This is a genomic window from Prauserella cavernicola (assembly GCF_016595675.1).
Lineage (GTDB): Bacteria > Actinomycetota > Actinomycetes > Mycobacteriales > Pseudonocardiaceae > Prauserella_A > Prauserella_A cavernicola.
Window position 1 is genome coordinate 716,095 of record NZ_JAENJH010000002.1, and the last position, 26,722, is coordinate 742,816.

The following is a 26,722-nucleotide window of genomic DNA, read 5'->3' on the forward strand; positions in this document are numbered from 1 at the left end:
CGCTCAGGCCTCACAGCCGTTTTCGCCGATCTTGCGCACCTCGATCGGGCCGAACCGCAGGTGCGGATGGGTGCCGAAGAGCTTCTCGGCCTGGTCGAGGTCGTCGGCCTCGACCACGATGAAACCGCCGACGACCTCGGTGGCCTCGGTGTGCGGGCCGTCGGTCGACGCGAGTGATCCGTCGACCAGCCGCACCACGCGGCTCTGGCTGTGCGAGAGCCCGCTGCTGAGCACCAACTTGCCCTGGCGTTCCAGGTCGTCGCTCCAGGTGACGTAGGCCTCGAGCGTGCGCTGGGCCTCTCCCGGGCTCAGGCCGGTGCGCGAGTCGTCGACGTTGCGGATGAATCCGACGTAGCGGGGCATGTCCGCCTCCTTCTTCTTCTTCTTCTTCTCGATGGACACCCGACAGACGAACGAGGACAGCGGAAATCGACACCGCTAGCGTGACATCCATGAGCGACGAGGTGAGCAGGTTCGGCGTCGTCGAGCCCGACGAGCTGCCGGACGACCTGCGCGAGCGCGTCGGGGCGATCGCCGAGAAGTCGGGCTTCGTGCCCAACATCTTCCGCGCGCTGGCCCGCAGGCCTGCCGAGCTGAGGGCGTTTCTCGACTACCACGACGCGTTGATGGACAAGTCCGACGGACTGAGCAAGGCCGAGCGAGAGCTCGTGGTGGTGGCCACGTCGGGCGCGAACCACTGCACGTACTGCGTGGTGGCGCACGGCGCGATCCTGCGCATCCGGTCGAAGGACCCGGAGCTGGCCGACCGCGTCTCGGCGAACCCGTGGCAGGTGGAGCTGGACGAACGCGGCAGGGCGATCGTCGACCTCGCGCTGGCGCTGGCGCACGACTCGGCGAAGTTCGGCGAGCCTCACCTGGCGGCGGCGCGCGCGGCGGGGCTCACCGAGGACGAGATCTGGGACGTCGGGTCCATCACCGCACTGTTCGCGTTGTCGAACCGGCTCGCCCACCTCACGGCACTGCGGCCGAACGCCGAGTTCTACTCGATGGGCCGCTAGGGTGCGCCCGACGATTCCGCAGCCGGCTGCGCGGGGCCGGCGCGGTCGCTCGCTGCGTTGTCGGAAAGGCCCGAGTACGCCCAGTACGAGGACCTTCCTCCGCCTTGCGAGCCACCACGCCGATCCCCGCTCGCACAGCAGGGAATCGTCAGGCACACCCTAGAGCCGCATCCTCCAGACCTCGGAGACCAGCTCGGCGCCCCAGCTGTCGTGCGCCTCGCTCTCGGCGAGCTCGAAACCGGCCCCGCGGTAGATCGCGCGTGCCGCGGTGAGGTTGCTCTGCGTCCACAGCTCCATCGAGCGGTAGCCGCAGCGGCGGGCGAACTCGACGCACTCGGCGACCAGCCGTTTGCCGACGCCGTGGCCGCGGGCACTGGGCTCGACGAGCAGCAGCCGCAGCTTGGCGGTGGTCTCGTCACTGCCCTGCACGCAGAGGACGGAGCCGACGGGTTCGCCGTCGAGCTCGGCGATCCACGCGGCCTGGCGAGCGCTGCCCCGCGCGGCGACGTAGTCGGCCACGATGCCCGCCACGAGCCCCTCGAACTCGGGGCCGAAGCCGTACTCCGTGCCGTAGACGGCGCCGTGGCGCTGCACCACCCAGCCGTAGTCACCCGCGCGCGGCGGGCGCAGCACGAGCGTGGCGTCGCGCCGGTGCTCGCCGAGCAGTCCGGTGACGGCGGTCATCGCGGCGAGCAGGCGTTGCTGGTCGGGTTCGGCGAGCGTGCCGAGCAGCCGGCCGATCTGGGCGTCGGTGTCGCGCTCGAGCTCGGCCTGCGTGTCGCGGCCGTCCTCGGTGAGGCGGACGGTCTGCCTGCGGGCGTCGGTCTCGGAGCGTTCACGGACGAGCAGTCCCGTCGCCTCGAGCTTGCCGAGCAGCCTGCTCGCGTAGCCCGCGTCGAGGTCGAGCCGCCTGCGCAGCTCGGGTACCTCGTGGACGTCCTGCTGGGCGAGCTCGTAGAGGACCCTGGCCTCGCTCAGCGAGTAGGCGGAGCCGACCAGTCCTTCGTCGAGGACGCCGATCACGCGTGTGTAGAGCCGGTTGAAGGCGCGGACTCCGGCGATGCGCTCCGGCAGCGTGTTCATTGACCACCTCAGCGATTTCATTGACTCAGTCAACGATAACCGGCGATGAGGGGGCCGAACAAAAAAGGGGTGCGGAAAATTGGAAACCCCGTGATGCTGCCAGGTCGGGGGTCCGCCAGCATCACGGGGTCATGAGGGGTATCGACACCGCCTGCGGCGGCGTTACACCCTGGATTGATTGTAATTCAGGTCACACGCGCGGCGAGCGCTCGTAGCGCGGGCGTGTCTGCGCGATGGCGATGAGTTCCTGTCGGACGGTCGCGGTCGCGGCGTTGTCGATCGCTCGGTTGACGGCTCGGCGGGTGCGGGATTCGGCGCGGCGGGCACGGAGTCGGGCGGCGATGTTGTTCATCGGTTCTGCTGCATCCCCTTGGGGGTCTCGTCGGCTGAGCTGTACATATCCCATTATGTACTTTTTTTCACAAAGTCGCCAACGATCGTCAGGTGAGATGGCTTACTCGCCGAAAGATCATCGGCGAGAGCGGGAAAATTCGGCCGAGATGTATCGCTAGCGGTGTCTAGCGCTGTATTGGCTCTCAGCTAGAGAGCTATAGAAGACTCAATCGTCGGCACGGCTGAGTAGATAGTTGCCGAAGTGCGGCACCGTGAACGCGATGTGCCCGCGCTCCGCGGAGTAGACCAGCCCCTTCTTCAGCAGGCTGTCCCGAGCGGGCGAGAGTGACGACGGCTTGCGGCCGAGGAACACCGCCACGTCCGAGGTGCCCGCGCTCTCGTCCCTGCCCTGGGTCAGCTCGGCCATCGCGCGCAGGTACTCGCGTTCGGACGGCGTGGCCCGCTCGACGCGGGAGCCGAAGAAGCCCACGGCCAGCTCCGCCTCGGCCTCCGGCGAGGCCACAGCCACGTCCTCCTCAGTGATCGGGTTCGACGGCGCCGCGTCCCACGCTGCCTTGCCGTAGGCCTGCACGAAGTAGGGGTAACCGCCCGAGCTCTCGAACAGCGCCGCGAGCGCCTTCGGCGCGATCTCCGCTTCCTCCCGCTCCACGGGCGCGAGCACGGCGCGGTCGGCGTCTCCCCTGCTCAGCCGGTCGATGCGGGTGTAGCGAAACAGTCGTTCCGAATAGGACTTCGAGGCCGAGAGCACCGCGGGCACGTGCGGCAGGCCCGCGCCGACGACCACCAGCGGAGCGCCGGACTGCGACAGCTCGTGGCACGCCGCGCACAGCGCCGAGACGTCGTCGGGCACCAGGTCCTGGATCTCGTCGATCAGCAGTGCCACCCCCGTGCCGACGTCGGTGGCCAGTTCCGCGACGTCGGTGAACAGCTCGACGAGGTCGATCTCGATGTCGCCGGAGTCGGCCCGGCCCTGCGCGGGCGGCACGTCGATGCCCGGCTGCCAGCGCTCGCGCAGTTTCGCGTCGGGCTTGTTGGCCTTGAGCGCGAACGACTTGAGCACGGCCAGCACCTCGTCGACCCGGTCTGGCGCCCGGTGCCTCACGGCGAGGTCACGGATCGCCCTGTGCAGTGCGGCCGAGAGTGGCCTGCGCAGCTCGGCGTCGGGCCTGGCCTCGACCTTGCCCGCACCCCAGCCCCGCCGGATAGCCATCGAGCGCAGTTCGCCGAGCAACACGGTCTTTCCAACCCCGCGTAGGCCGGTCAGCATCAGGCTCCGCTCGGGTCTGCCCCTGGCGACACGTTCCAGCACCACGTCGAACGCCTGGAGCTCGCGTTCTCGGCCTGCCAGTTCGGGTGGGCGCTGGCCGGCGCCGGGGGCGAACGGATTCCGCACGGGGTCCATCGCTGGCACACTATTGGGTTTTCTAGTGCGAAACCGATATTGCGCGAGATACGGCTATCGGCGTGTCCGCATGGTCAACTCGGGTTCGTCCGGCCGTCACCCTCGGGTGCCAGTGTCGCCCCGTGACCATGACGAAACGTGCGTTCGCGGTGCTCACGAGCCTGCTGGTGGTGTCGTTCGCCGCCAGTGGCCTCGCGGTCGCGAAGCCGAAGCACAGGAACTTCGACATCCAGGCCCACCGGGGCGGGATCGGGCTGACCGTCGAGGGCACCCTCGCCGCGTTCTCCCGCGCCCTCGAACTCGGCGTGACCACGCTCGAGCTCGACATCCAGATCACACGCGACGGCCGCGACGTGATCACCCACGACCGGCAGATCAACCCGGCCAAGTGCGCCGACACCGCGCCGGTGCGGCCGGGCGACCCGCAGTACCCCTACGCGGGCAAGTACATCAAGGACTTGACGTTCGCCCAGGTCCGCACACTCGACTGCGGCTCGCAGCGCCAGCCGAACCATCCCGGCCAGGAGCTCTCCCCCGGCGCGACGATGCCGACGCTGGCCGAGCTCTTCGCGCTCGTGCGCGAGCACCGCGCGTGGAACGTGCGGTTCAACATCGAGACCAAGGTCGAGGCCGCGGCCCCGCACGAGACCGCTCCGCGCGAGCAGTTCGTCAACCGCGCGGTGTGGGAGGTCCTGCGGTCCGGCTTTGCGCACCGCGTCACCATCCAGAGCTTCGACTGGGGCGCCCTGATGCTCGTGCGCAAGCGCGCGCCGTGGCTGCCGACGGTCGCCCTGACCCAGCCCGAGTTCCTGCAGGTGGGACAGCCCGGCCGGTCTCCCTGGCTCGGTGGGCTCGACATCGACGACTTCGGCGGCAGCCCGGTTCGCGCGGCGAAGTCGTTCGGCGCGAGCGCGTTGTCGCCCGTGCACGGCAACCCGCAGGGCGGTGCGGTGGGCGACCCCGACTACGAGCCGTTCACCACCAGGGCGCTCGTCGACGAGGCGCACCGGGCGGGGCTGAAGGTGATCCCGTGGACGATCAACGACAAGGCGACCATGCACAAGCTGATCGACGACGGCGTGGACGGGATCATCACCGACTACCCGGACCGGCTGCGGGAGGTCGCCGCCGACCGGGGCTTCCGCCTGCCGAGGTCGTATCCGGCTCGCTAGCGCTCTCTAGCTCAGAAGCTATACACGCGTAGATGGGTGAAGACGGCGAGGAGTGGGTAGTTGGTTGTCGCAATGATCCCGGCTGTCCAGGGAAGGTCGCGATGATTCTCCGCCGAGTGGCGCGCCCGCTTCTCGCCTCCATCTTCATCTCCGGTGGCATCAATGCCCTCCGCAACGCGGAAGGCCACGCGCAGGCCGCCGCACCACTGGTCGACAAGACCGTCGCGCCGCAGGCCGACGCGCTGCCCGAGCAGGTGCCGACCGACCCGGTGACCCTGGTGAAGGTCGACGCGGCGGTGAAGATCGCGGGCGGGGCCCTGCTCGCGTTCGGCAAGCTGCCCCGGGTCGCCTCGCTGCTGCTGCTCGGCAGCCTTGTGCCGACCACCGTCGCCGGGCACCCGTTCTGGGATGAGAAGGACCCCGAGCAGCGCCAGGCGCAGCTGATCCACTTCCTCAAGAACGCGGGCCTCGCGGGTGGCCTCCTGCTCGCCGCCGCCGACACCGAGGGCAAGCCGTCGGTGGCGTGGCGCGCGAAGAAGGCGGCGCACGACGCGGCCGATCAGGTGCAGGACACCGCCGGCACGGTGCAGCGCAAGACCGGCAAGGCGACGGAGAAGGCGACCAAGGCCGTCGAGTCCGCGTTCGACTCCGCGCTGTCGCGCTGAGGACTACTTGCTGGCCACCCGCCGGTACCGCGCCGTGGCCAGCGGCGCGAAGATCGCGATGATCGCGATCGAGCTGATGATCGCGTAGAGCGCCGCGTTCTCGGCTGGCCAGCCCGACGGCTCCGGCCAGCCCGGCGGACTGACGTTGCCGAAGAGGTCTCTGGTCGCGTTGACCGCTGCCGTGAACGGGTTCCAGTCGGCGATCGTGCGCAGCACGCCGGGCAGGCTCTCCTGAGGAACGAAGGCCGACGAGATGAACGTCAGCGGGAACATCCAGATCAGTCCCGCACTGTTGGCCACCTCGACGCTCGGCGTGATGAGCCCGATGTAGGCGCCCACCCACGACAGCGCGAACGCGAACAGCAGGATCATCAGGTAGCCGAGCACGGCGTCGACGACGCTGCCGCGGATGCGCCAGCCGATGGCCAGCCCGCACACCGACAGCACCACCAGCACGACCACGCTCAGCACCTGGTCGGCGGTCGTGCGCCCGACGATCACCGCGAAGCGCGACATCGGCAGCGAGCGGAACCGGTCGATGATGCCCTTCTGCAGGTCGTTGGCGAAGCCGATCACCGTGTACGAGGAGTTGAAGGCCACCGTCTGCGCGAAGATGCCTGCGATCAGGAACTCCCGGTACGCCAGGCCGCCGCCGCCGGGACCGCCGATGGCCCCGCCGAAGACGTAGGCGAACAGCAGCACGAACATGATCGGGAACACGGTGGCCCCGAGCAGCCATTCGGGGTTGCGGCGCACGTTCACGACGTTGCGCCACGTGATGACGCCGCTGTCGGAGAGCACCTTGGTCATGGAGGTCACGACGGCACCTCTTCGCCGGTGCCCCGCCCGGTGAGCGACAGGAACACGTCGTCGAGCGTCGGCCGGTGCAGCCCGGCGTCCTGCACCACCACGTTCTGCGCGTCGAGCCTGCGCAGTGCCTCGACCAGTGCCTTTGTTCCGGTGTCCACCAGCACGTCGACGCGGCGGGCGCGGCCGTCCACGGTGGGCTCGCCGCTACCGATCTCGCCGAGCACGCGCATGGCCAGCGGCAGTTCCTCCGCCGAGCCGACCACGAGCTCGAGCCGTTCGCCGCCCGACTGGTTCTTGAGCTCGTCGGGGGTGCCCTCGGCGATCACCTTGCCCCGGTCGATCACCACCACCGAGTCGGCGAGCCGGTCGGCCTCCTCCAGGTACTGCGTGGTCAGCAGCACGGTGGCGCCGGTGGCGACCAGCTGTTCGATGACCTCCCACATCTCGATCCTGCCGCGCGGGTCGAGCCCCGTGGTCGGTTCGTCGAGCACCACGACGCTCGGCGAACCCACGAGCGCGCCCGCGAGGTCGAGCCTGCGCCGCATGCCGCCCGAGTAGCCCTTGGCCGGCCGGTCGGCCGCCTCGTCGAGCCGGAACCGGGCCAGCAGCTCGCGAGAGCGGCGGCGCGCCTGCGCCTTGCGCTGCCCGTAGAGCCTGGCGACGAGGTAGAGGTTCTCGAAGCCGGTGAGGTTCTCGTCCACGGCGGCGTACTGACCGGAGAGCCCGATCGAGCGCCGCACCCCGTCGGGGTCGGTCAGCACGTCGTGCCCCGCCACCTCCGCCTCGCCCGAGTCGGGGCGCAGCAGGGTGGTGAGAATCCGGACGGTGGTGGTCTTCCCCGCCCCGTTGGGACCGAGCAGGCCCAGTACCTGCCCGGTCGGGATCTCCAGGTCAACGCCGTCGAGTGCACGGGTCATGCCGTAGTTCTTGACGAGGCCGCGTGCCCGTACCGCGACTCCCTTGTCGGTGTCGGACATGGCGCCAGAGTAGGAGCGCCCACCGACAAAGTCGCGCGGTTCTGCCTCGAGCGAACCTACTTCTCGAGAATCGCCGTGATGCCCTGACCACCTGCCGCGCAGATGGAGATCAGTCCACGCCCCGATCCCTTGTCCGAGAGCAGTTTCGCGAGGGTGCCGACGATCCGCCCGCCGGTCGCCGCGAACGGGTGTCCCGCGGCGAGCGAGGAGCCGTTGACGTTGAGCTTGTCCCGGTCGATCGAGCCGAGCGGTTCGTCACGGCCGAGCCGCTCCTTGGCGAACGCCGGGTCCTCCCACGCCTTGAGCGTCGCGAGCACCTGCGACGCGAACGCCTCGTGGATCTCGTAGAAGTCGAAGTCGCCCAGCGTCAGACCGGCCCGGTCGAGCAGCTTCGGCACGGCGTAGGCGGGGGCCATCAGCAGGCCCTGTTCGCCGTGCACGTAGTCGACGGCGGCGGTCTGCGAGAACGTCAGATACGCCAGCACCGGCAGGTTGCGCTCCTTCGCCCACTGCTCGGTGGCGAGCAGGACCGTGGAGGCGCCGTCGGTGAGCGGCGTCGAGTTGCCCGCCGTCATCGTGCCCTCCGGCCCGCCGTATGCGGGCTTCAGCTTGGCCAGCTTCTCCACCGTCGAGTCGGCGCGCAGGTTCTGATCGCGCGTGAGCCTGAGGTAGGGAGTGAGCAGGTCGTCGAAGAAGCCGCGGTCGTAGGCGGCGGCGAGCCGCTGGTGACTCGCCGCGGCGAGCTCGTCCTGGGCGGCGCGCGTGATCTCCCACGAGTTGGCGGTGAGCGCGGCGTGCTCACCCATCGAGAGCCCGGTGCGCGGCTCGGCGTTGCGCGGGATCTCCGGCACGATGTGGCCCGGCCGGATCCTGGTGAGGAGCTTGAGCCGGTCGCCGACCGACTTGGCCGCGTTGAGCCGCACCAGCAGCCTGCGCAGGTTGTCGTTGACGGCGAGCGGGGCGTCGCTCGTGGTGTCCACGCCGCCCGCGATGGCCGAGTCGACCTGTCCGAGCGCGATCTTGTTGGCGACGTTGACGATCGCCTGCAGCCCGGTGCCGCACGCCATCTGCACGTCGGAGGCGGGCGTGGTCGGCGAGAGCCTGCTGCCGAGCACGACCTCCCTGGCGAGGTTGAAGTCGCGGGAGTGCTTGAGCACGGCGCCCGCGGCGAGCTCGCCGATGTGCTGGTCCTGCAAAGAGAACCGGCTGACCAGCCCGTCGACGGCCGCGGTGAGCATGTCCTGGTTGGACGCGTCGGCGTAGGGACCGTTGGAGCGGGCGAAGGGGATCCGGTTGGCGCCCACGATCGCGACCCTGCGGATCTCGGGGCCCGACTTGGCCCTGCCGCTCCTGCTGCCACCGCTGGTCTTGCGCGGCTTCTGCGCTGAGGTCATGGTTCCTCCTGGTCAGCGTTTCGCACCCGATGGCAGTGTAACCTACTGGCGAGTAGGTTAGGCTTGGCGGTGCACGATCCGGCACAGGAGGGCGATCCGATGGCTGACAGGTATCACAGCTTCACCAGGACACCGGTCGGAAAGTTCCTGGTGCCGAGGCTCGGCCTGCCGAACCCGCCCACGCTGCGCCGATACCGTCCTGGCCAGCCCGCCCTCGAGGGTCCCGCACTTCTCGGTGGCGCGCCCGGGGGCCGGTTGGAGAAGCCGCTGACCGCACAGCTCGGCGCGCTCGGCCTCCAGGTGCGCACGGTCGCCGCCGACGAGGTCCGCCCCGGCGCGCTCGTCTTCGACGCCACCGGCATCACCGCTCCCGAGCAGCTGCGCGAGCTGCACCGGTTCTTCCAGCCGGTGATCCGCAAGGTGGCCGCGGGCGGCCGGGTCGTGGTGCTCGGCACCCCGCCCGAGCTGGCCTCGGGTCGGGAGCGCATTGCCCAGCGTGCGCTGGAGGGCTTCGTCCGCTCGGTCGGCAAGGAGCTCAAGCGCGGCGCCACCGCCCAGCTCGTCTACGTGGCCGAAGGCGCGGAGGACGCCACCGAGTCCACGCTGCGCTTCCTGCTCTCGGCCAAGTCGGCGTTCGTCGACGGCCAGGTGATCCGCATCGGTACCGGCGGGGTCACCACGGCGACGGCTCCGGAGAGCTGGGAGACGCCGCTGGCGGGCAAGGTCGCGCTGGTCACCGGTGCGTCGCGCGGCATCGGCGCCGCGATCGCCGAGGTGCTCGCGCGCGACGGCGCGCACGTGGTGGCGCTCGACATCCCGGCGCAGGGCGCCGACCTGTCAGCCGTGGCCAACAAGATCGGCGGCTCGGCGCTGCAGCTCGACATCACCGCCACCGACGCGCCTGCCCGGCTCGCCGAGTACCTCACCCAGCGCCACGGCGGCGTCGACGTCGTCGTGCACAACGCGGGCATCACCAGGGATAAGACGCTCGGCAACCTCGACGGGAGCGCATGGGACGCGGTGCTCACCGTCAACCTCGTCGCGCAGCTCGCCGTCAACGACACCCTGCTCGCCGAGAAGGTGCTGCGCGCCAACGGCCGCATCGTCGGCGTCTCCTCCATCGCGGGCATCGCGGGAAACCTGGGCCAGACCAACTACGCCACCAGCAAGGCGGGCGTGATCGGCATGGTCGACGACTCCGCGGCCGCGCTCGCCGAGTACGGCGGCACGATCAACGCCGTCGCGCCGGGATTTATCGAGACCAAGATGACCGCGCAGGTGCCCGTGGTGATCCGTGAGGTCGGGCGGCGCTTGTCGAGCCTCGCGCAGGGCGGGCTCCCGGTCGACGTCGCCGAGACCATCGCCTGGTACGCCAACCCCGGTTCCGCCGCGGTCAACGGAAACGTCGTGCGCGTGTGCGGCCAGGCCTTCCTGGGGGCCTGACATGACGGTCAAGGAACTGCACCGGGCACCGAGCCTGTCGACGCTGTATCCCAGGGCGGTGCTCGGCGGCCTGCGCAAGAGCGGCGGCGACACGCTGCCCGACATCGAGTACGTGCGCTCCGGCGTGGTCGCCGACCCGGCGCACGTCGCCGACTACAACCGGGTCTGCGGGTTCCGACTCGGCGACGAGCTGCCCGCGACCTATCCGCACATCCTGGCGTTTCCGATGCAGGTGGCGCTGATGTCGGAGCCGGACTTCCCGTTCCCGCTGCTGGGCATGGTGCACGTGGCCAACCGCATCACCCAGCACCGGCCGGTGGGCATCGGCGAGGAGCTCACGCTGCGCGTGCGCGCGCAGAACCTGCGCCCGCACGAGAAGGGCACGCAGTTCGACGTGCTCAGTGAGGCGGTCGCGGGCGGGCAGACCGTGTGGACGGACGTGAGCACGTATCTGCGCCGCGGCGGCGGTTCCGGTTCCGGCGGGGCGAAGGGGCAGCTCGCCGCACCGTCGGCAGGCGCGATCTGGCGAGTACCGGCCGACATCGGCCGTCGCTACGCCGAGGTGTCCGGCGACCGCAACCCGATCCACCTGCACCCGCTCACGGCGAAGCTGTTCGGCTTCCCCTCGGCGATCGCGCACGGCATGTGGACCAAGGCGCACAGCCTGGCCGCGTTCGAGGGCAGGCTGCCGGAGGCCTTCACCGTCGACGTGCGATTCAAGCTGCCCGTGCTGCTGCCGGCCAGGGCCGCGTTCACCACGTGGCGGACGGGTGACGGGAGACCCGGCGACGCGAAGCGTCTCGATGGGGGGTGGCGGACGGGTGACGGGTGGGCGTTCGAACTGTGGAACGCACGCAAGCCCAAGCCGCACCTCGAGGGTGCGATCACGGCTCTGTAGGCCGCCAGACCTCACCCTCGACGAGGTCGTTGAAGCCGAGCCAGATCAGGTTCATCAGCCACGAGGCGAGCACGGCGTCGGAGACGTCGGAATGGTCGAGCCACCAGTCGGCGAGCGACTCCGCGGCGCCGACGAGCGCGGCGGCGAGTCCTTCACCCGAGAACTCGGCCTGCTCGGCGAGCCCCTTGCGCGAGCCCGCCGAGACGACGAGCCCGGACACCAGCTCGATGGCGGTCGTGCGCAGCACGTCGACCTCGCTCGCGAACGGTCCACCCACGGTCAGCGCCTGGCGGTGCAGCACCAGCCACGACTCGCGATGGTCGGCGACGAACCCGTAGAACGCGCGCAGGCCGTGCCAGAGCTGCATGTCCGGCGGCACGTCGGGCTTGATCCCGGCGCGCACGGCCTCGAGCATCCTGTCCGCCTCGCGGCGGATGCAGTGCAGGAACAGGTCTTCCTTCGCGCCGAGGTAGCTGTAGATCATCGGCTTGGAGACGCCGGCGACCTCGGAGACCTCGTCCATCGACGCGGAGTGGTAACCGTGACGCGAGAACACCGACACCGCGGCGTCCAGGATCTGCTTCTCCCGGACGGCACGTGGTAGCCGTTTAGCCCGTTCGGGCGAGCGTCGTACATCCTCGGTCACTCGAACCTCCTGTCTTCCCGGAAAACGCTACCTGCAGAGGAGGTTCCGCTCGGTTTGCCGCTGTATCTACCGGTGAGTAACCTTACGCCGTGTCCTCGGAAAGGGTGCTGGACGACTTCGCCCGCAGCATCGATGTGCGAGCGCTGAGCACTGATCAGTTCCTGCGCGTGCTCGAAACATTGCACATGCTGGACACCGCGGGCGCGGGCGTGTCGCTGAGTTCGCTGTCCACGGAGGTGCTCGCCGGAATCGTCGCGAGGGCCACGAAGGACCAGATCAGAGGAATAGCGCGACACCCGGAATTGCGCGCGGTGTTTCTGGACGAGATATTTCGCCGGATGTCGGATCATTTCCTGCCCGCGAAGGCGAAACACCTCAGCATCGTCGTCGGCTGGCGGTTTCCCGACGGTGCCGACGACTTCGACCGCTTCCAGACGGTGATCGAGGAGGGCGAGTGCGTGTCGAGCGCGGACTGCTCCCGCACCCCGGACACGACGATCACGGTGGCGGCCGAGGACTTCATCCGAATGGCGACCGGCAACGTCGCCGTGGCGACGATGTTCGTGACCGGCAAGGTGAAGGTGCGCGGCGAGTACGCCCCCGCCGTGCGGTTCAGCAGCTACTTCGACATCCCCAAGCCGTAGCTCGGCCGGTCACTGCGAGTCGATGATCATCCGCGGCGGCGGGTCCTGGTCGGGGCCGTTGCCCTTGTTCTCGCTGACCACTTCGCTGTCGACCACGATCACGCGCTCCTGCTGCTGGCCGGGGTAGCCGCCGAGCGGTGCGCGCTTCTCGATCCGGCGCAGCCACGACCGGCGCACGACGCCGCGGGTCGGCGGCAGCAGCAACAGCAGACCGAAGATGTCGCTCACGAAGCCGGGAAGCAGGATGAGCAGCCCGCCCATCCCGATCAGCATGCCGTCGGTGATCTCGGCGTGCGGCGAGCGTCCTGATCTCGACGTGTCCATGAACGCGCGCGCGGCCTTGCCACCCTCACGGCGGGCCAGCCACGAACCGAGGAACGCGCCGGCGAGCAACACACCGAGGGTGGGCAGGAATCCGATGAGCGACACGACCGCCCAAACGGCAGCCACCTCGGCAACCACGTACAGCAGGAACACGACGGCCATACCCGGACAACGCATGAGGCGTCCGTTTTGCTCCCGTGTCACGCGCCGAATCGGTGATGTCACCCGCCGTGAGTCGCAAGACGGTCGGGGAACTGCTCGGCTTCCCGGGGCCGAGCGAGGACCAGTTGCCCGGCGGCTCTGGGCTCGCTTCGCACCCAGCGCGGTCGCCAGTACAGCCGGTCGAGATGGATCACTGGCGCGTCGATGAGCGCGCCGAGCCGTCGGGAGAACGTGGACTTTCCCGCGCCACCAGACCCGATCACCGCGACCCGTCGCACGGCTGTTGACCTCACGACGGGCCGCGGCAGGGCTAGAACGTGATGGCGACGGCCGGGTCGGCCAGCAGCGCGCCGACGTCGGCCAGGAACTGCGAGCCCTGCTGGCCGTCGATCACGCGGTGATCGAAGCTCAGCGACAGCTGCATCACCTTGCGCACGGCCAGTTCGCCGTCCACCACCCACGGCATGTCGCGGATGGCGCCCACCGCGAGGATGGCCGACTCGCCGGGGTTGATGATCGGCGTGCCGGTGTCGACGCCGAACACGCCCACGTTGGTGATCGTGAACGTGCCGCCCAGCATCGCCTCCGGCGTCGTCTTGCCGTCGCGCGCCGTGCTGGTCAGGTCCTCGAGCGCGCGGGCCAAGTCCACCAGCGACATGGCGTCGGCGTCGCGGATCTTCGGCACCACGAGCCCGCGCGGCGTGGCCGCGGCGATCCCCAGGTGCACGTAGTCCTTGTAGACGATCTCGGCCGTGGCGCCCGAGTCGTCCCACACCGCGTTGACGTCGGGTGTCCTGCGCGCCGCCAGGCACACGGCCTTGGCCGCGAAAGCGAGCGGGGTGAGCTTGACGCCCGCGAACGCCGGGCTCGTCTTGAGCCGCTGGCGCAGCTCCATCATCGGCGTGACGTCGACGGTGAGGAACTCCGTGACGTGCGGTGCCGTGAAGGCGCTGGCCACCATGGCCTGGGCGGTCGCCTTGCGGACGCCCTTGACGGGCACCCTGCGCTCCCGCGCACCGGCGGCGACGGGAGCGGCCGGCGCAGCGCTCGCCGGCTCCGCCGCGCGCCGCACGTCCTCGCGCGTGATCACGCCGCCCTCGGCCGTGCCGGTGAGGTCGTACAGGTCGACGCCCAGCTCCTTGGCGAGCTTGCGCACCGGCGGCTTGGCGAGCGGGACGTATCCACCGCGCGGTGCCGACACGGTGTGCACCGAGGCCATCGGCTCGGGCTCAGGCACGGGCTCGGACACCGGCTCCGGTGTGGCTGTGGCGGTCTTGCGCGGACGGCGCTTGGCGACCACGGTCTTGGAGCCGTAGCCCACGAGGGGCTTCATCTCCTCCTCGGCGGCCTGCGGATCCGCCGGCGCCGAGCCGTTGGTCACCGGTGCCGGTGCGGCCGCTCCGCCGGGGTCGACGTCGACGGTGAGGATGGGCGCGCCCACCTCCACGGTCTGGCCGGGCTCCACGAGCAGCTCGGTGACCACGCCTGCCCACGGGATCGGCAGCTCGACGGCAGCCTTCGCGGTCTCGATCTCCACGACGATCTGGTTGACCGTCACCTCGTCGCCGGGCTTGATGCGCCAGCCGAGGATCTCGGCCTCGGTGAGTCCCTCCGCGGTGTCGGCAAGGGGGAACTGCTTGTACTCGGGCATGTTCGGTTCCTCCCCCTCACCAGGCCAGCGCGCGGTCGACAGCGTGCAGGACCCGGTCGAGGTCCGGCAGGAAGTGCTCCTCCAGCTTCGACGGCGGGTACGGCGTGTCGAATCCCGTCACGCGCAGCACCGGTGCCTCGAGGGAGTAGAAGCACTCCTGCTGCACGCGGGCGGCGATCTCCGAGGTCAGCGACGACTCGGACGAGGCCTCGCTGACGGCGACGAGCCGACCGGTGCGGCGCACCGACTCGAACACCGGCTCCAGGTCGAGCGGCGAGAGCGTGCGCAGGTCGATCACCTCAAGCGACTTGCCCTCCTCGGCGGCCGCGGTGGCGGCGTCGAGGCAGACCTTCACCGACGGGCCGTAGGTCACGAGCGTCGCGGCCGCGTCCACGCCGCCCTGGCGCAGCACGCGCGAGGCGAACAGCGGTTCCGGCGTCGCGGTGGTGTCGACCGCAGCCTTCAGCGCACCGGAGTGGTAGAGCCGCTTCGGCTCGAAGAACAGCACCGGGTCGTCGCACGTGATGGCCTGCTGGAGCATCCAGTACGCGTCGACGGGGTTGGAGCACGAGACGACCCGCAGGCCGGGCGTGTGCGCGAACAGCGACTCCGGCGACTCCGAGTGGTGCTCGACCGCGCCGATCCCGCCGCCGTAGGGCACGCGGATCACGACGGGCACCTTCACCTTGCCCTGTGTCCGGTAGTGCAGCTTCGCGAGCTGGCTGGAGATCTGGTCGAAGCCGGGGAAGATGAACCCTTCGAACTGGATCTCGCACACCGGGCGGAAACCGCGCACGGCGAGGCCGACGGCGGTGCCGATGATGCCCGACTCGGCCAGCGGCGTGTCCAGCACGCGGTGCTCGCCGAAGTCCTTCTGCAGGCCGTCGGTGATGCGGAAGACGCCGCCGAGCTTGCCGACGTCCTCTCCCATCACGATGACCTTGCTGTCGGCCTCCATCGCCCTGCGCAGGCCGAGGTTGAGCGCCTTGCCGATCGTCAGGTTCTGCACGCTCGACATCGCGGTGTCTACTGTGGATTTCACGGGAGCCGCCATCAGTGCTCACCCGCCCCGAAACCGGCGAGGTACGACAGGTACTCCTCGCGCTGCGCGTCGAGCACGGGCGAGGGCTCCGAGTACACGTTCTCGAAGAGCCGCTCAGGCGGCGGATCGGGCATGTTGAAGCAGAAGTCGCGCAGCTCCGCCGCGAAGCGGTCGGCCTCGGCGTCGACGTCGTCGAAGAACGTCTGGTCGGCGCCGCCGGAGCGAGCGAGGTGCACGCGCACGCGCTCGATGGGGTCCTTGTGCTTCCACACCTCGAGCTCGTCGGAGAGCCGGTAGCGCGAGGGGTCGTCGGTGGTGGTGTGCGCGTCCATCCGGTAGGTGAACGCCTCGATCAGCACCGGACCGTTGCCGCGCCTGCACTCGTCGAGCGCCCAGCGGGTGACGGCGAGGCAGCCGAGCACGTCGTTGCCGTCCACGCGCAGGCCGGGGAAGCCGTAGCCGCGCGCCCGCTGGTAGAGCGGGAGCCGGGACTGGCGCTCGGTGGGCTCGGAGATGGCCCACTGGTTGTTCTGGCAGAAGAACACGAGCGGCGCGTCGTAGACGGCGGCCCACACGAAGCCCTCGTGCACGTCACCCTGGCTGGTGGCGCCGTCGCCGAAGTAGCAGATGGTGGCCTCGGCGTTGTCGTCGTCGCCGACCTTGCCCTCGAACTTCTGTCCCATTGCGTAGCCGGCGGCGTTGAGGACCTGGTTGCCGATGACGATCGTGTAGGGGTGGAAGCCGTGCCGCTGGAAGTCCCAGCCGCCGTGGTCGGTGCACCGGAAGATGCCGAGCAGCTCGCGGAAGTCCACGCCGCGCGTGTAGGCGACGCCGTGCTCGCGGTAGCTGGGGAAGGCCATGTCGCGCGCCTGCAGTGCGCGGCCGGAGCCGACCTGTGCTGCCTCCTGGCCGAGCAGTGGCACCCAGATGCCGAGCTGGCCCTGGCGCTGCATCGCGTTGGCTTCGCGGTCGGCCCTGCGGACCAGCACCATGTCGCGGTAGAGCCCGCGCAGTGCCTCGGCGTCGACGTCGGTGACGTACGGGTCGAACATCGCCGACGGGATGCGCTCGCCTTCGGGAGTCAGGAGCTGAGTGAGCTCAGCACCGCCTTCTGTAGTTGCTCGCAAACCCGCAATCACCTGTTCTGGAGTCGGTTCGGCCGCTGTCGCGGCCGGTCCGGCGCCAGGCTCCGGGCGCGTCCACTGTTCGGGGGACGGCATGCGCTATCTCCTTGGGGATCGTGCCGCGCAGCCGCTTGTGGCGGTCACTACGGCGCACCGGCGGCCACGTTCGCGTCTCGGGTCCGAGCGCTGAGGCGTCCGTCGGCGGTGACGGTTCACGTCGCCATCCTGGCACGAACCCGCCCGATCTGGAGAGGCCCTGAGTCCGTTTCGTTGCGCGCAACCGCCTGCTGAGCTGGGGAAATGCTTGGAAGGCCAACCATGTGTGCGCCAAAAGTCGGTGGTGCGAACGGGCGTTAACCAGCCCTTCGCGCCGCGCGGACCGCGCCGGGGCGCTCCGCTGCTTACCGACGAGTACGGTCGCTGTGACGTGTGACACAAACCATCCGTGTCACGATCAGGGGCATGGACGAACGACTGGTGCGGGAGACGGTGCGCGACGTGTGGGCGCGGGAGGCGCTGGCCGGCCTCTCCGAGTTCGTGACCATCCCGGCGCTCTCCCCCGCGTTCGACGCAGACTGGGCCAGGACCGGCCACCTGCACGCCGCCGTCGAGCACACCCGCGCCTATCTCTCCGCGCGGCCCATCGAAGGCGCGACTGTCGAGGTCGTCGAGCTGCCCGGCCGCACGCCGCTGCTCCTGCTCGACGTCCCCGCCCGCGACGCGACCAACGTCGAGACCGTCGTGGTCTACGGCCACCTCGACAAGCAACCCGCGGCGGGCGCGTGGTCGCCGGGCCTCGGGCCCTGGACGCCCGTGGTGAAGGACGAGCGGCTCTACGGCCGTGGCGCGGGCGACGACGGCTATGCCGCCTACGCCGCGGCGACCGCGCTGGAGGCGCTGCACGCCGCGGGCGGCGGCCACGCCCGCACGGTGGTGCTGCTAGAGACCGGCGAGGAGTCGGGCAGTCCCGACCTCGCCGCGTACCTCGAGCACCTGTCGGATCGGCTCGGCACGGTCGGCCTCGTGATCTGCCTCGACACCTCCGGCGCCGACTACGAGCGGCTGTGGCTCGCGACGTCGTTGCGCGGCATCGCGTTTCTCGACCTCAGCGTGCGCGTGCTGGACTCCGGGGTGCACTCCGGGCACGCCAGCGGTCTCGTGGCCAGCAGCTTCCGCGTCCTGCGCGAACTGCTCGACCGCATCGAGGACCCGCGCACGGGCCGGGCGAAGCTGCCGGAGCTGGAGGTCGAGGTACCGCGAGACCGCCTCGCCGAGATCGGGGTCGCCGCCGCGGAGGGGTTCCTCGCGCCGCAGCTGCCCATTGCCGAGGGCGTCGCGTTCGCCGAGGACGATCCCGTCGAGCTGGTGCTCGCCAACACCTGGCGCACCACGCTCTCGGTCACCGGCGCCGACGGACTGCCGCCGATCCTCGACGCGGGCAACGTGCTGCGGCCGTACACGAGCCTCAAGCTGAGTTTCCGCCTGCCGCCGACGGTCGACTCGACGGTGGCGTTGCGGGCCATCGAGAAGGCGCTGACCACCGACGTTCCGTACGGCGCCAGGGTGGAGATCGCCAGGGCCGAGGCCGCCGACGGCTGGAACGCCACGCCGAGGGCCCCGTGGCTGGAGTCCACATTGGATGAAGTTGGCGAGGACGTGTTCGGCAGGCCGTGGCGCGCGCTCGGCCTCGGCGGCACGATCCCGTTCCTCGGCCTGTTCGGGCGGGCCTACCCCGACGCGCAGTTCGTGGTCACCGGGCCGCGCGGCCCCGGCAACAACGCGCACGTGCCCGACGAGTGGCTGCACCTGGACCAGACCGCGCGGGTGACCGAGGCCGTCGCCCGCATCCTGCACGCGCACGCGAGCGCCTGACACGACGGAGGAGACGGATGACGACCGGATCGGGGCAGACACGGCTGTGGCACCCGTTCGCCAACATGGCCGAGGTCAAGCACGACCGCTTCGTGGTGGACCGCGCCGAGGGCGTGTGGCTCTACGACGCCGACGGCAGGCGTTACCTCGACGGCACCGCGGGGCTCTGGTACTGCAACGTCGGGCACGGGCGCACCGAGATCGTGGACGCGGTCGCGGCGCAGATGCGGCGCCTCGACAACTACTTCACGTTCAACGACTACACCAACGAACCCGCCGAGGAACTGGCCAGGCGCCTGTCCGCCGTGGCGCCGATGGACGAGGCGAAGATCTTCCTGACCACGGGCGGCGGTGAGTCCATCGACACCGCGGCCAAGCTCGCCCGGCTGTACTGGGCGCGGCGAGGGCAACCGGAGCGGGTCCACTTCCTCAGCAGGCGGCAGTCCTACCACGGCACCAACGGTCTCGGCACCAGCATCGCGGGCATCGAGGGCAACCGGGACGGCTTCGGCACGCTCGTCTCCGACACCACCCTCGTCGCCCACGACGACGCCGAGGAACTGCGCGCGGCGATCGAGAGCATCGGCCCCGAGAAGGTCGCCGCGTTCTTCGCCGAACCCGTGCTCGGAGCGGGCGGTGCCAGGGCGCCCCAGCCCGGGTATCTCGAAGCCGTCGCGAAGATCTGCGCCGAGCACGACGTGCTGTTCGTCGCCGACTCGGTGATCGGCGGGTTCGGGCGCCTCGGCGGCTGGTTCGGCGTCGAGCGCTGGGGCCTGCGGCCGGACCTGATCACCTTCGCCAAGGGCGTCACGAGCGGGTACCTGCCGCTCGGCGGCGTCGCCGTGTCCGCGCAGGTCGCCGACGTGTTCTGGGCCGAGCCGGGAGCGTCGTTCCCGCACGGGCCGACGTACTCGGGACATCCGACGGTGGCCGCGGCGGCGCTGGCGAACCTCGACATCCTCGAACGTGAGCAGCTGCTCGCCCGCTCCCGCGAGCTGGAAGGCCCGCTGCACGACGCGTTGCTGCGGCTGGCGAAGCACCGCGCGGTGGCCGAGGTGCGCGGCGGCACGGGCCTGCTCGGAGCCGTCGAGATCGAGGCGAGCGTGCTCGCCGACGACAAGGGCCTGATCACGCGCATGCAGAAAGCGGTGCGCGAGCACGGCGCGATCGTGCGCGTGCTCGCGGGCAACGCGCTGGTGGTCTCGCCGCCGCTGACGATCACCGAGGACGAGCTGACCCTGCTCGCTGAGACCATCGAGGCGGGCATCGACGGAGCCCTCGCGACCTGACCGGCCCGTTCGCGGTGGCAGGATGGGTCCGTGGAACAGCAAACCGTGAGTGAGACAGTCCGGGCGCTGTGGGCGGACGACGTCCTGCCGAGCCTGTCCGGCCTGGTCGAGATCCCCGCCCTCTCGCCCGTCTTCGACAAGGACTGGGCGAGGACCGGACAGCTGGACGCCGCCGTCGACCACGTGCGCGAATGGCTGTCGGCCCGGGACCTGCCCGGCGCGAGCATCGAGGTGGTGCGGCTCGAGGGCCGCAGCCCGGTGCTGCTGCTCGACGTCCCCGCCACCGAGGGCGCGCAGGACAAGGGCACCGTGCTCCTGTACGGCCACCTCGACAAGCAGCCCCCGGTGGGCGGCTGGTCCGACGGCCTCGGCCCGTGGAAGCCGGTGATCGAGGACGGCAAGCTCTACGGCCGCGGCTCCGCCGACGACGGCTACGCGGGCTACGCCGCCACCGTCGCGCTGGAGGCCGTGCGCGCCGCGAACGGCGGGCACGCGCGCGCCGTGGTGCTGCTGGAGACCGGCGAGGAGTCCGGCAGCCCCGACCTGCCCGTCTACCTGGAGCACCTCGCGGAGCGGCTTGGCCGCGTCTCGTTCGTCGTGTGCCTCGACTCGGGCGGCAACGACTACGAGCGGCTGTGGCTCACCACGAGCCTGCGCGGGCTCGCCCAGGTGCGGATCACCGCACGGGTGCTCGAGTCCGCGCAGCACTCCGGGCTCGCGAGCGGTGTCGTGCCCAGCTCGTTCCGCGTGCTGCGCGAGCTGCTCACACGCATCGAGGACTCCGCGAACGGCGCGATCCTCGTCGACGAGTGCAACGTCGAGATCCCGGCCAACCGGATCGATGAGGCCCGCGCCACCGCCGAAGTCGCACCCGGTGCGTCGCGCTCGGCGTTCCCGCTGCATGGCTCGACCCGGCCGGTGGCCGACGACGAGCTGGAACTACTGCTCAACAACAGCTGGCGGCCGACGCTGTCGGTGATCGGCGCCTCCGGCTTCCCTGCGCCCGACGACGCGGGCAACGTGCTGCGCGACCACACCACGCTGGGGCTGAGCTTCCGGCTGCCGCCGACCGCCGACTCGGCGGCGGCGCTCGCCGCGATCGAGAAGGCGCTCACCACCGACGTGCCCTACGACGCGACCGTGGAGCTCAGCGGTGTCGAGAACGCCGACGGCTGGAACGCGCCCGAGCTCGCCCCGTGGCTCTCGGGCGCGCTGGACCAGGTCAGCGACGGCGTCTTCGGCAGCCCGTGGCGCAGCGTCGGCCTCGGCGGGTCGATCCCGTTCATGGGCCTGCTCGGCGAGAAGTACCCCGAGGCGCAGTTCCTCGTCACCGGAGCGCTCGGACCCGACTCGAACGCGCACGTGCCCGACGAGTGGCTGCACCTCGACCACGCCCAGCGCGTCACCGAGGCGGTCGCCCACATCCTCGACGCGCACGCCAGGGGCTGAGACAGCCGAGTCGTCACCTCTCCGTCGCGCCGCGAGCGGCGAGTGCCTCGCCCAGTTCGTCGGCGTGGCGGAGAGTGCGCACCAGGAACGGCACGGCGAACGCCGTCACCGAACGCTCGGCCCCGCGCGCCTTGGCGGCCTCGCGCACCTCACGCGCGATGCCGGACAGCGCGGTGACGGCCTGCATCGTGAGCCCCACGAGCAGGCCGACCGACTCGGGCCGCACCCCGAAGCGCCGCAGCGGACTCGCCCAGCGCTCGACCGCGCTCACCACCTCGTCCACCGGCGTGGTGAGCGTGAACAGGTTCGCCGCGGCCAGTGCGGTCAGCAGCCGCAGGCAGATCACGAGCGCGGTGCCGGCGCCGAGCAACCACCACTGCAGGGCGAACACGAACACCGCGAGCAGCAGCAGTGCCCGCGCCGTGCGCAGCCAGCGGCTTGCCGGGATGCGCGCGAGCGCGTAGCCGAGCGCCACCACCCCGAACAGCGCGCCGAGCGCGGGTGCGCGCTCGAGCACGAACACAGTCACCGCGAGGGCGAACAGCACCAGCAGCTTCGCGCCGACCGGAGCGCGGTGCACCACGCTCGTCCCCGGCACGTGAGCCGAGATCACTGCGCCAGCTTCCGGTAGTGGCGCAGCGCGGGTTCCGGCTCGTCGTCGGCGACCACGCGCCCGTCGTCGAGCACCACCACGCGGTCGAAGCCGTCGAGCAGGTCGAGGTCGTGGGTCACCAGCACCACCTGCTGGCGCAGACCCTCCAGCAGTTCGGTGAAGCGCCGCTTGTTGCGCAGATCCAGCAGCGTGGTCGGCTCGTCGCACACCAGCACGTCCGGGTCGAGAACGAGCATCGCGCACAGCGCCAGCAGCTGTTTCTGCCCGCCGGAGAGCTGGTGTGCTGGATGCTCGGCGAAGCCGTCCAGTCCGTGTTCGGCCAGCACCTGCTCGGCCCTGCGCGCCCGCTCCTGTTTGGACAGCCCGCTGCCGCGCAGCGAGAACGCCACGTCCTCGCCCGCCGTGGGCATCACGATCTGGCTGTCCGGGTTGGTGAAGACGAACCCGACGCGCTTGCGCACCTTGCGGCCGTCCTTGGCCGGGTCGAGCCCTTCGACGAGCACCTTGCCCTCGGTGGGCAGCACGAGCCCGTTGATCATGCGGGCGAGCGTGGACTTGCCGGAGCCGTTTGCGCCGACGAAGGCCACGCGCCGCTCGGTCAGCTTCAGGTCCACATCGGACACCACGGCGCGCTCGCCGTAGCGGTGTCCCACGCCCGAGAACTCGATCACGACACGGCCTCCCACATCGCCGCAACACCCACACCGCCACCGGCCGACAGCGCCGACAGTCCCGAACCGCCCGTGCCCGCGAGCCGGTGGAACAGCCGCACGACCAGCACCGCGCCGGAGGCTCCCCACGGGTGCCCGAGCGCGATCGCGCCGCCATCAGGGCTCACGATCGCGTCGTCGATCCCGGCCGCGTCGAGGCACGCCAGCGTCTGGCCCGCGAACGCCTCGTTGAACTCCACCACGTCGGGCGTGCGGTCCAGCACCGACTTCATCGCGGGTACGGCGCCGAGCCCGAGCAGGTTCGGGTCCACCGCCGAGGTCGCCGAGGCCACCAGCCGCAGGCCGGCCAGTCCGCGCTCGCGCCGGACCCGCTCGCTCACCACGAGCACGGCCGCTGCTCCGTCGTTGACGCCGCACGAGTTGGCGGCCGTCGCCGTGCCGCCGGGCGTGAACGCGGGCCGGAAGCGAGCGAGCCGCTCGACGGTGAAGCCCGCACGCGGCCGCTCGTCGGCGGTGACTCCGCCGACCGGCACCAGCTCCGCGTCGAACCGGCCCGCCCGCTGCGCCTCGACGGCGCGCGTGTGGCTGCGTACGGCGAACGCGTCCTGCCGGTGCCGGGAGACTCCCGCTTCCGCGGCGACGCGGTCGGCGGCGGGACCCATGTCCGGGTCGCCCAGCTCTGCCGGCGCGAACGGAGCCCTCGTGTACTCGGTGGGTGGCTCGGTGCGCCAGGACCGCAGCGGCGCCGTCGACGCGCTCTCGACTCCGCCTGCCAGGATCGCCTCGCTCTCGCCCGCCCTGATCAGCGCGGCGGCGGTGGTGATCGCGGCGAGCCCGCTCGCGCACTGCCGGTCGACGGTCAGCCCGGGCACGTCCTGGCCGAGCCCGGCCCGCAACGCCGCGACCCGGGCCGGGTTGCCGCCCGGACCGAAGACGTTGCCGAGCACCACGTCGTCCACGGTGGCCACCCCGGCGTCGGCGAGCACCGCCCGCAGCACGGGCGCGGCCAGCTCGTCGACGCCCAGTGCTCGCAGCGCTCCACCGGTGGTGCCGATGGGGCTGCGCCGGGCGGCCACCACCACCGGAGTACGTTCGCCGGTCATCGCAGCGGCTCCGCCAGCAGCGTTCCGTCCCGCAGCTGCTCGGCCAGCGCCGCGCGGGCCGGTTTGCCCGACGCCGTGCGCGGCAGCGCCTTCGTCGCCAGCCAGTGCCGGGGCCGCTTGCCCGGCGCGAGCTTCGCCCTCGCCGCGGCTCGCAGCTCGCGCAGTGCGGGCGGCTCGTCCGACTCGACGACGGCGGTCACCAGCTCGCCGAGGCGGTCGTGCGGCGTGCCCGTCACCAGCACGTCGGCGACTCCGGGAACCGTCCGCAGCACGGCCTCCACCTCCTCGACCGCCACGAGCCTGCCTCCGCTCGACACGGTGGCCGAACCCCGTCCGCGCACGGTCAGCACTCCGGAGGCCGACAGCTCCGCGTGGTCGCCGACGCTCGACCAGTCCCGCGCCGGCGTGAGCTCGCCGTCGCGCAGGTAGCCGGTGAACGACAGCGGCGAGCGCACCCACAGCACGCCCTCGCGCACGTCGAGCTCGACGCCCGGCGCCGCGCGCAGCCCGTCGCCGTGCCGGAAGGCGATCAGCGAGTGCTCGGCCGAGCCGTAGTACTCCACCAGTTCGGCGCGCGGCAGCACGCGGGCGAAGCGCTCGCGCAGCTCGTCGCCGACGTGGGCGCCGCCGCACACCACGGTTTGCAGCGCGCACGATCCTGGATTCCGTTCGAGCTCGGTGAGCAGTGCCGTGAGCATCGCGGGCACCACGTGCACCGTGGCCGCGTGCCTCGCGTCGTCGGCCCGAAGGCTCGGGCGCAGGCGCACCTCCGCCTCGGCCCACAGCGCGTGCAGCGCCCCGAACAGGAACAGCGACGAACCGAGCGGACCGCCGACGAGCACCGGCGACGGCACGGGCCCGAGCGCCTCGAAGCTGCGCAGCCACGAGCCGCGCGTCCTGCTCAGTACTTTCGGCCTGCCCGTGCTGCCCGAGGTCGTCGGCAGGTAGAACACCGTCCGCTCGTCGCCGCGGGGCTCGACCCGCTCGGCCGAGGGCTCCGGCGTCCGGGTGACCATCACCTCGGGCGCGGCGTCGGCGAGCACCCCTGCCCGCTCGGCAGGCCGCCACGACGGCTCCACCACGAGCGTCGCCGCGCCGAGCAGGTCGGCTCCGAGCAGCCACGGCAGCGGGTCGGCGGAGTCCACCGCCACCCGAGAGCCCTCCCGAACGCCCAGCGAGGCGAGCCGCACGGCCGCCCCGTTGGCCAGGGCGAGCAGTTCGGCGGGGATTGTGGCGCCGCCCGCGATCGGGGGTGAGCCGGTCACTCGCCGCGCACCGCCGGGCGGGTCAGCGTGCCGGGCAGCGCGCGGTGGACGACGGCCGCGATCGTGGCGACGGCAGCCATCTTGGCCGCGTCGCCGGGCAGGAACACCAGCGACTGCACCGCGGCGGCGCCGAGGTCTCCGGTGTAGGCGCCGAGGAACGGGATGCCGATCAGGTACTGGGTGAGGAACCCCGCTGTCGTGGCCAAGGCCAGCACCGGCAGCCCCGGCCGCTCGGCCCGCTGCACGATCAGGCCCGCGACCAGCGCGGCGAGGATCCAGCCGAAGATGAAGCCACCGCTGGGCCCGATGAACGGCGCCAGCCCGCCGCGTCCACCGGAGAGCAGTGGGAGCCCCATCGCGACCAGCGCGAGCAGCAGCACGACCGACGCGGTGCCCCGGCGCGCGCCGAGGATCGCGCCGGCCAGCACCGGCCCTGCGTTCTGGATGACGATGGGCACGCCGGAACCGCCGAGGTAGAGGCCGGGGAAGATTCCGAGCACGGCGATGAAGGCGGCGAACACGACCGTTCGGGCGAGGTCGGCCGCGGGCAAGGAGGCACGGGGTGCAGACACGCTCGCAAGGTAACCCTCTCGGAGGGTCCGCCAAAAAAGATGTGCGTCACGTTGTGGAGACCCGCCAGTCCGCTATGTCCTGGTCGATGTCCGGGAGGGCCAAGTGTCGTGTTCGTTCGGCTACCTGGCGTAGTACTCGTCCAGTCCAGGCTGTCGAAACGTCTCCGTAACGTCCCTGGTGCTGTGTTCTAGCCCTGGAGGGTGGCAGGATGCGTGGACTCGACCAGTATGAACTACTAGGAGTGAACATCGTGGCGCGTCGATCCAAAATGAGAGCGCTCATTCTCCTGCCTGCCTTCGCACTCGTCGCGACAGCGACGGCCTGCGCGGAAGAGGTCAACCCGGGCTCGGAGTCGCAGGCTGGCGACGAGGTCTCCCTCATCACCGAGGGCAAGCTCACCACGTGCACGCACCTGCCGTACCCGCCGTTCCAGTTCACCGAGGACGGCAAGACCGTGGGCTTCGACGTCGACCTCGTCGACCTCGTCGCGGAGGACCTCGGTGTCGAGCAGGAAATCTTCGACACCTCGTTCGAGGGCATCGAGTCCGGTCAGTCCTTCAACACCGGGCAGTGCGACCTGGCGGCGGCCGCGATGACCATCACCGACGTGCGCGACAAGGTGATGGACTTCTCCGACGGCTACTTCGACGCCAACCAGGCGCTGCTGGTCAAGAAGGACTCCGGTATCCAGGGCCTCGAGCAGCTGCGGGGCAAGACGCTCGGCGTTCAGCTCGGCACCACCGGCGAGGAGTACGCCGAGGAGAACAAGGAGAAGTTCGGCTACACGACGCGCCAGTACGAGGACCTCGCGCTGATGCAGACGGCCGTCAAGACCAACCAGGTCGCCGCGGGCATCAACGACAACTCGGTGCTCTTCGACTACGTCAACAACAACCCGGACACCGAGGTGACCGAGGAGTTCGAGACGGGCGAGCAGTACGGCATCGCCGTGGGCACCGGTAACAACGCCCTCCGCTCGAAGGTCAACGAGGTGCTGGCCGCCGCCAAGGAGGACGGCCGGTACGACGAGATCTACGAGAAGTGGTTCAACCGGAAGCCGGACAGCCAGTAACCGCA

General features: G+C 70.7%; 27 protein-coding genes. 10 read left to right on the forward strand and 17 right to left on the reverse strand.

Annotated features, from left to right (window positions below; genetic code table 11):
* Positions 1–3 precede the first annotated feature (3 nt).
* A complete protein-coding gene (locus tag JHE00_RS10040) occupies positions 4–402 on the reverse strand; it encodes a YciI family protein (RefSeq protein WP_307831875.1) in 399 nt (132 codons plus the stop codon).
* 50 nt (positions 403–452) lie between these two features.
* On the opposite strand from JHE00_RS10040, the gene JHE00_RS10045 reads away from it, so the two are divergent.
* On the forward strand, positions 453–1,019 hold the full coding sequence (locus JHE00_RS10045) for a peroxidase-related enzyme (protein WP_200317230.1): 567 nt from the start codon (positions 453–455) through the stop codon (positions 1,017–1,019).
* Positions 1,020–1,178: 159 nt separating this feature from the next.
* On the opposite strand, the gene JHE00_RS10050 is transcribed toward JHE00_RS10045, so the two are convergent.
* From JHE00_RS10050 to JHE00_RS10060, 3 genes are all read right to left on the reverse strand, one after another.
* Positions 1,179–2,102, reverse strand: a complete 924-nt coding sequence (locus JHE00_RS10050) for a bifunctional helix-turn-helix transcriptional regulator/GNAT family N-acetyltransferase (protein WP_200317231.1) — start codon at positions 2,100–2,102, stop codon at positions 1,179–1,181.
* A 190-nt stretch (positions 2,103–2,292) separates the two neighbouring features.
* Positions 2,293–2,454, reverse strand: a complete 162-nt coding sequence (locus JHE00_RS10055) for a hypothetical protein (RefSeq protein ID WP_200317233.1) — start codon at positions 2,452–2,454, stop codon at positions 2,293–2,295.
* Between the two features lie 207 nt (positions 2,455–2,661).
* Positions 2,662–3,858 (reverse strand): ATP-binding protein, encoded by a 1,197-nt coding sequence (locus JHE00_RS10060; RefSeq protein ID WP_200317235.1) that lies wholly within the window; start codon positions 3,856–3,858, stop codon positions 2,662–2,664.
* Between the two features lie 128 nt (positions 3,859–3,986).
* Here JHE00_RS10060 and JHE00_RS10065 point away from each other — a divergent pair, with 128 nt between their 5' ends.
* Positions 3,987–5,030 (forward strand): glycerophosphodiester phosphodiesterase family protein, encoded by a 1,044-nt coding sequence (locus JHE00_RS10065; protein WP_200318293.1) that lies wholly within the window; start codon positions 3,987–3,989, stop codon positions 5,028–5,030.
* 116 nt (positions 5,031–5,146) lie between these two features.
* A complete protein-coding gene (locus JHE00_RS10070; protein ID WP_307831876.1) occupies positions 5,147–5,695 on the forward strand; it encodes a DoxX family protein in 549 nt (182 codons plus the stop codon).
* Positions 5,696–5,698: 3 nt separating this feature from the next.
* On the opposite strand, the gene JHE00_RS10075 is transcribed toward JHE00_RS10070, so the two are convergent.
* Genes JHE00_RS10075 through JHE00_RS10085 form a run of 3 tightly spaced genes read right to left on the reverse strand, consistent with a single transcriptional unit; the run spans position 5,699 to position 8,876 of the window.
* Positions 5,699–6,505, reverse strand: coding sequence for an ABC transporter permease (locus tag JHE00_RS10075; RefSeq protein ID WP_230423717.1), 807 nt, complete (start codon positions 6,503–6,505; stop codon positions 5,699–5,701).
* A 5-nt stretch (positions 6,506–6,510) separates the two neighbouring features.
* On the reverse strand, positions 6,511–7,482 hold the full coding sequence (locus JHE00_RS10080) for an ATP-binding cassette domain-containing protein (RefSeq protein ID WP_200317241.1): 972 nt from the start codon (positions 7,480–7,482) through the stop codon (positions 6,511–6,513).
* Positions 7,483–7,538: 56 nt separating this feature from the next.
* Positions 7,539–8,876, reverse strand: coding sequence for an acetyl-CoA C-acetyltransferase (locus JHE00_RS10085; protein WP_200317243.1), 1,338 nt, complete (start codon positions 8,874–8,876; stop codon positions 7,539–7,541).
* Positions 8,877–8,975: 99 nt separating this feature from the next.
* Here JHE00_RS10085 and JHE00_RS10090 point away from each other — a divergent pair, with 99 nt between their 5' ends.
* Positions 8,976–10,319: a 3-oxoacyl-ACP reductase gene (locus JHE00_RS10090; RefSeq protein ID WP_200317245.1), complete on the forward strand. Its 1,344-nt coding sequence runs from the start codon at positions 8,976–8,978 to the stop codon at positions 10,317–10,319.
* A 1-nt stretch (position 10,320) separates the two neighbouring features.
* A complete protein-coding gene (locus tag JHE00_RS10095) occupies positions 10,321–11,217 on the forward strand; it encodes a MaoC/PaaZ C-terminal domain-containing protein (protein WP_200317247.1) in 897 nt (298 codons plus the stop codon).
* On the opposite strand, the gene JHE00_RS10100 is transcribed toward JHE00_RS10095, so the two are convergent.
* On the reverse strand, positions 11,204–11,863 hold the full coding sequence (locus JHE00_RS10100) for a TetR/AcrR family transcriptional regulator (protein WP_200317249.1): 660 nt from the start codon (positions 11,861–11,863) through the stop codon (positions 11,204–11,206). The two genes, JHE00_RS10095 and JHE00_RS10100, sit on opposite strands and share 14 nt — an antisense overlap.
* A gap of 104 nt (positions 11,864–11,967) precedes the next feature.
* Between JHE00_RS10100 and JHE00_RS10105 the strand changes: the two genes are divergently transcribed.
* Positions 11,968–12,507, forward strand: coding sequence for an SCP2 sterol-binding domain-containing protein (locus tag JHE00_RS10105; RefSeq protein ID WP_372440440.1), 540 nt, complete (start codon positions 11,968–11,970; stop codon positions 12,505–12,507).
* A gap of 9 nt (positions 12,508–12,516) precedes the next feature.
* Here JHE00_RS10105 and JHE00_RS10110 read toward each other — a convergent pair whose 3' ends face one another.
* The 4 genes from JHE00_RS10110 to pdhA all read right to left on the reverse strand — a co-directional run bounded on the left by JHE00_RS10110 (position 12,517) and on the right by pdhA (position 16,906).
* A complete protein-coding gene (locus JHE00_RS10110) occupies positions 12,517–12,993 on the reverse strand; it encodes an FxsA family protein (protein WP_200318295.1) in 477 nt (158 codons plus the stop codon).
* A gap of 310 nt (positions 12,994–13,303) precedes the next feature.
* Entirely contained in the window at positions 13,304–14,644 is a 1,341-nt protein-coding gene (locus JHE00_RS10115; protein WP_200317251.1) for a dihydrolipoamide acetyltransferase family protein, read from the reverse strand.
* A gap of 16 nt (positions 14,645–14,660) precedes the next feature.
* The gene (locus JHE00_RS10120) at positions 14,661–15,698 is read right to left on the reverse strand and encodes an alpha-ketoacid dehydrogenase subunit beta (RefSeq protein WP_200317253.1); all 1,038 of its coding nucleotides are present in this window, start codon (positions 15,696–15,698) and stop codon (positions 14,661–14,663) included.
* Positions 15,698–16,906: a pyruvate dehydrogenase (acetyl-transferring) E1 component subunit alpha gene (gene pdhA / locus JHE00_RS10125; RefSeq protein ID WP_200317255.1), complete on the reverse strand. Its 1,209-nt coding sequence runs from the start codon at positions 16,904–16,906 to the stop codon at positions 15,698–15,700. The genes JHE00_RS10120 and pdhA overlap by 1 nt, the downstream gene beginning before the upstream one ends.
* Before the next feature lie 366 nt (positions 16,907–17,272).
* Here pdhA and JHE00_RS10130 point away from each other — a divergent pair, with 366 nt between their 5' ends.
* From JHE00_RS10130 to JHE00_RS10140, 3 genes are read left to right on the forward strand one after another with little or no spacing between them, the layout of a single operon-like run.
* Positions 17,273–18,682: a M20/M25/M40 family metallo-hydrolase gene (locus JHE00_RS10130; RefSeq protein WP_200317257.1), complete on the forward strand. Its 1,410-nt coding sequence runs from the start codon at positions 17,273–17,275 to the stop codon at positions 18,680–18,682.
* A 17-nt stretch (positions 18,683–18,699) separates the two neighbouring features.
* Positions 18,700–19,971 carry an aminotransferase family protein gene (locus JHE00_RS10135; protein WP_230423191.1) on the forward strand — a complete coding sequence of 424 codons (1,272 nt, stop codon included), beginning with the start codon at positions 18,700–18,702 and terminating at the stop codon, positions 19,969–19,971.
* 45 nt (positions 19,972–20,016) lie between these two features.
* Complete coding sequence (locus JHE00_RS10140) at positions 20,017–21,420, forward strand: M20/M25/M40 family metallo-hydrolase (RefSeq protein ID WP_307831878.1); 1,404 nt, start codon at positions 20,017–20,019, stop codon at positions 21,418–21,420.
* 13 nt (positions 21,421–21,433) lie between these two features.
* On the opposite strand, the gene JHE00_RS10145 is transcribed toward JHE00_RS10140, so the two are convergent.
* Genes JHE00_RS10145 through JHE00_RS10165 form a run of 5 tightly spaced genes read right to left on the reverse strand, consistent with a single transcriptional unit; the run spans position 21,434 to position 25,644 of the window.
* Positions 21,434–22,033 (reverse strand): energy-coupling factor transporter transmembrane component T family protein, encoded by a 600-nt coding sequence (locus tag JHE00_RS10145; protein WP_200317261.1) that lies wholly within the window; start codon positions 22,031–22,033, stop codon positions 21,434–21,436.
* Entirely contained in the window at positions 22,030–22,704 is a 675-nt protein-coding gene (locus tag JHE00_RS10150; protein ID WP_200317263.1) for an energy-coupling factor ABC transporter ATP-binding protein, read from the reverse strand. The genes JHE00_RS10145 and JHE00_RS10150 overlap by 4 nt, the downstream gene beginning before the upstream one ends.
* Positions 22,701–23,807: a thiolase family protein gene (locus JHE00_RS10155; RefSeq protein ID WP_200317265.1), complete on the reverse strand. Its 1,107-nt coding sequence runs from the start codon at positions 23,805–23,807 to the stop codon at positions 22,701–22,703. Before JHE00_RS10155 ends, JHE00_RS10150 begins: the two co-directional genes overlap by 4 nt.
* On the reverse strand, positions 23,804–25,072 hold the full coding sequence (locus JHE00_RS10160) for a class I adenylate-forming enzyme family protein (protein ID WP_307831879.1): 1,269 nt from the start codon (positions 25,070–25,072) through the stop codon (positions 23,804–23,806). Before JHE00_RS10160 ends, JHE00_RS10155 begins: the two co-directional genes overlap by 4 nt.
* A complete protein-coding gene (locus tag JHE00_RS10165) occupies positions 25,069–25,644 on the reverse strand; it encodes a biotin transporter BioY (RefSeq protein ID WP_307831880.1) in 576 nt (191 codons plus the stop codon). Before JHE00_RS10165 ends, JHE00_RS10160 begins: the two co-directional genes overlap by 4 nt.
* A gap of 251 nt (positions 25,645–25,895) precedes the next feature.
* Between JHE00_RS10165 and JHE00_RS10170 the strand changes: the two genes are divergently transcribed.
* Positions 25,896–26,717, forward strand: a complete 822-nt coding sequence (locus JHE00_RS10170) for an ABC transporter substrate-binding protein (RefSeq protein ID WP_200317267.1) — start codon at positions 25,896–25,898, stop codon at positions 26,715–26,717.
* Positions 26,718–26,722: the final 5 nt, after the last annotated feature.

Bases quoted from the DNA above. Each gene is read 5' to 3' on its own strand.
- JHE00_RS10045 (WP_200317230.1), top strand. From the start codon at position 453: ATGAGCGACGAGGTGAGCAGGTTCGGCGTCGTCGAGCCCGACGAGCTG.
- JHE00_RS10050 (WP_200317231.1), bottom strand. From the start codon at position 2,102: ATGAACACGCTGCCGGAGCGCATCGCCGGAGTCCGCGCCTTCAACCGG.
- JHE00_RS10055 (WP_200317233.1), bottom strand. From the start codon at position 2,454: ATGAACAACATCGCCGCCCGACTCCGTGCCCGCCGCGCCGAATCCCGC.
- JHE00_RS10060 (WP_200317235.1), bottom strand. From the start codon at position 3,858: ATGGACCCCGTGCGGAATCCGTTCGCCCCCGGCGCCGGCCAGCGCCCA.
- JHE00_RS10065 (WP_200318293.1), top strand. From the start codon at position 3,987: ATGACGAAACGTGCGTTCGCGGTGCTCACGAGCCTGCTGGTGGTGTCG.
- JHE00_RS10075 (WP_230423717.1), bottom strand. From the start codon at position 6,505: ATGACCAAGGTGCTCTCCGACAGCGGCGTCATCACGTGGCGCAACGTC.
- JHE00_RS10080 (WP_200317241.1), bottom strand. From the start codon at position 7,482: ATGTCCGACACCGACAAGGGAGTCGCGGTACGGGCACGCGGCCTCGTC.
- JHE00_RS10085 (WP_200317243.1), bottom strand. From the start codon at position 8,876: ATGACCTCAGCGCAGAAGCCGCGCAAGACCAGCGGTGGCAGCAGGAGC.
- JHE00_RS10090 (WP_200317245.1), top strand. From the start codon at position 8,976: ATGGCTGACAGGTATCACAGCTTCACCAGGACACCGGTCGGAAAGTTC.
- JHE00_RS10095 (WP_200317247.1), top strand. From the start codon at position 10,321: ATGACGGTCAAGGAACTGCACCGGGCACCGAGCCTGTCGACGCTGTAT.
- JHE00_RS10110 (WP_200318295.1), bottom strand. From the start codon at position 12,993: ATGGCCGTCGTGTTCCTGCTGTACGTGGTTGCCGAGGTGGCTGCCGTT.
- JHE00_RS10115 (WP_200317251.1), bottom strand. From the start codon at position 14,644: ATGCCCGAGTACAAGCAGTTCCCCCTTGCCGACACCGCGGAGGGACTC.
- JHE00_RS10120 (WP_200317253.1), bottom strand. From the start codon at position 15,698: ATGGCGGCTCCCGTGAAATCCACAGTAGACACCGCGATGTCGAGCGTG.
- pdhA (WP_200317255.1), bottom strand. From the start codon at position 16,906: ATGCCGTCCCCCGAACAGTGGACGCGCCCGGAGCCTGGCGCCGGACCG.
- JHE00_RS10130 (WP_200317257.1), top strand. From the start codon at position 17,273: ATGGACGAACGACTGGTGCGGGAGACGGTGCGCGACGTGTGGGCGCGG.
- JHE00_RS10135 (WP_230423191.1), top strand. From the start codon at position 18,700: ATGACGACCGGATCGGGGCAGACACGGCTGTGGCACCCGTTCGCCAAC.
- JHE00_RS10155 (WP_200317265.1), bottom strand. From the start codon at position 23,807: ATGACCGGCGAACGTACTCCGGTGGTGGTGGCCGCCCGGCGCAGCCCC.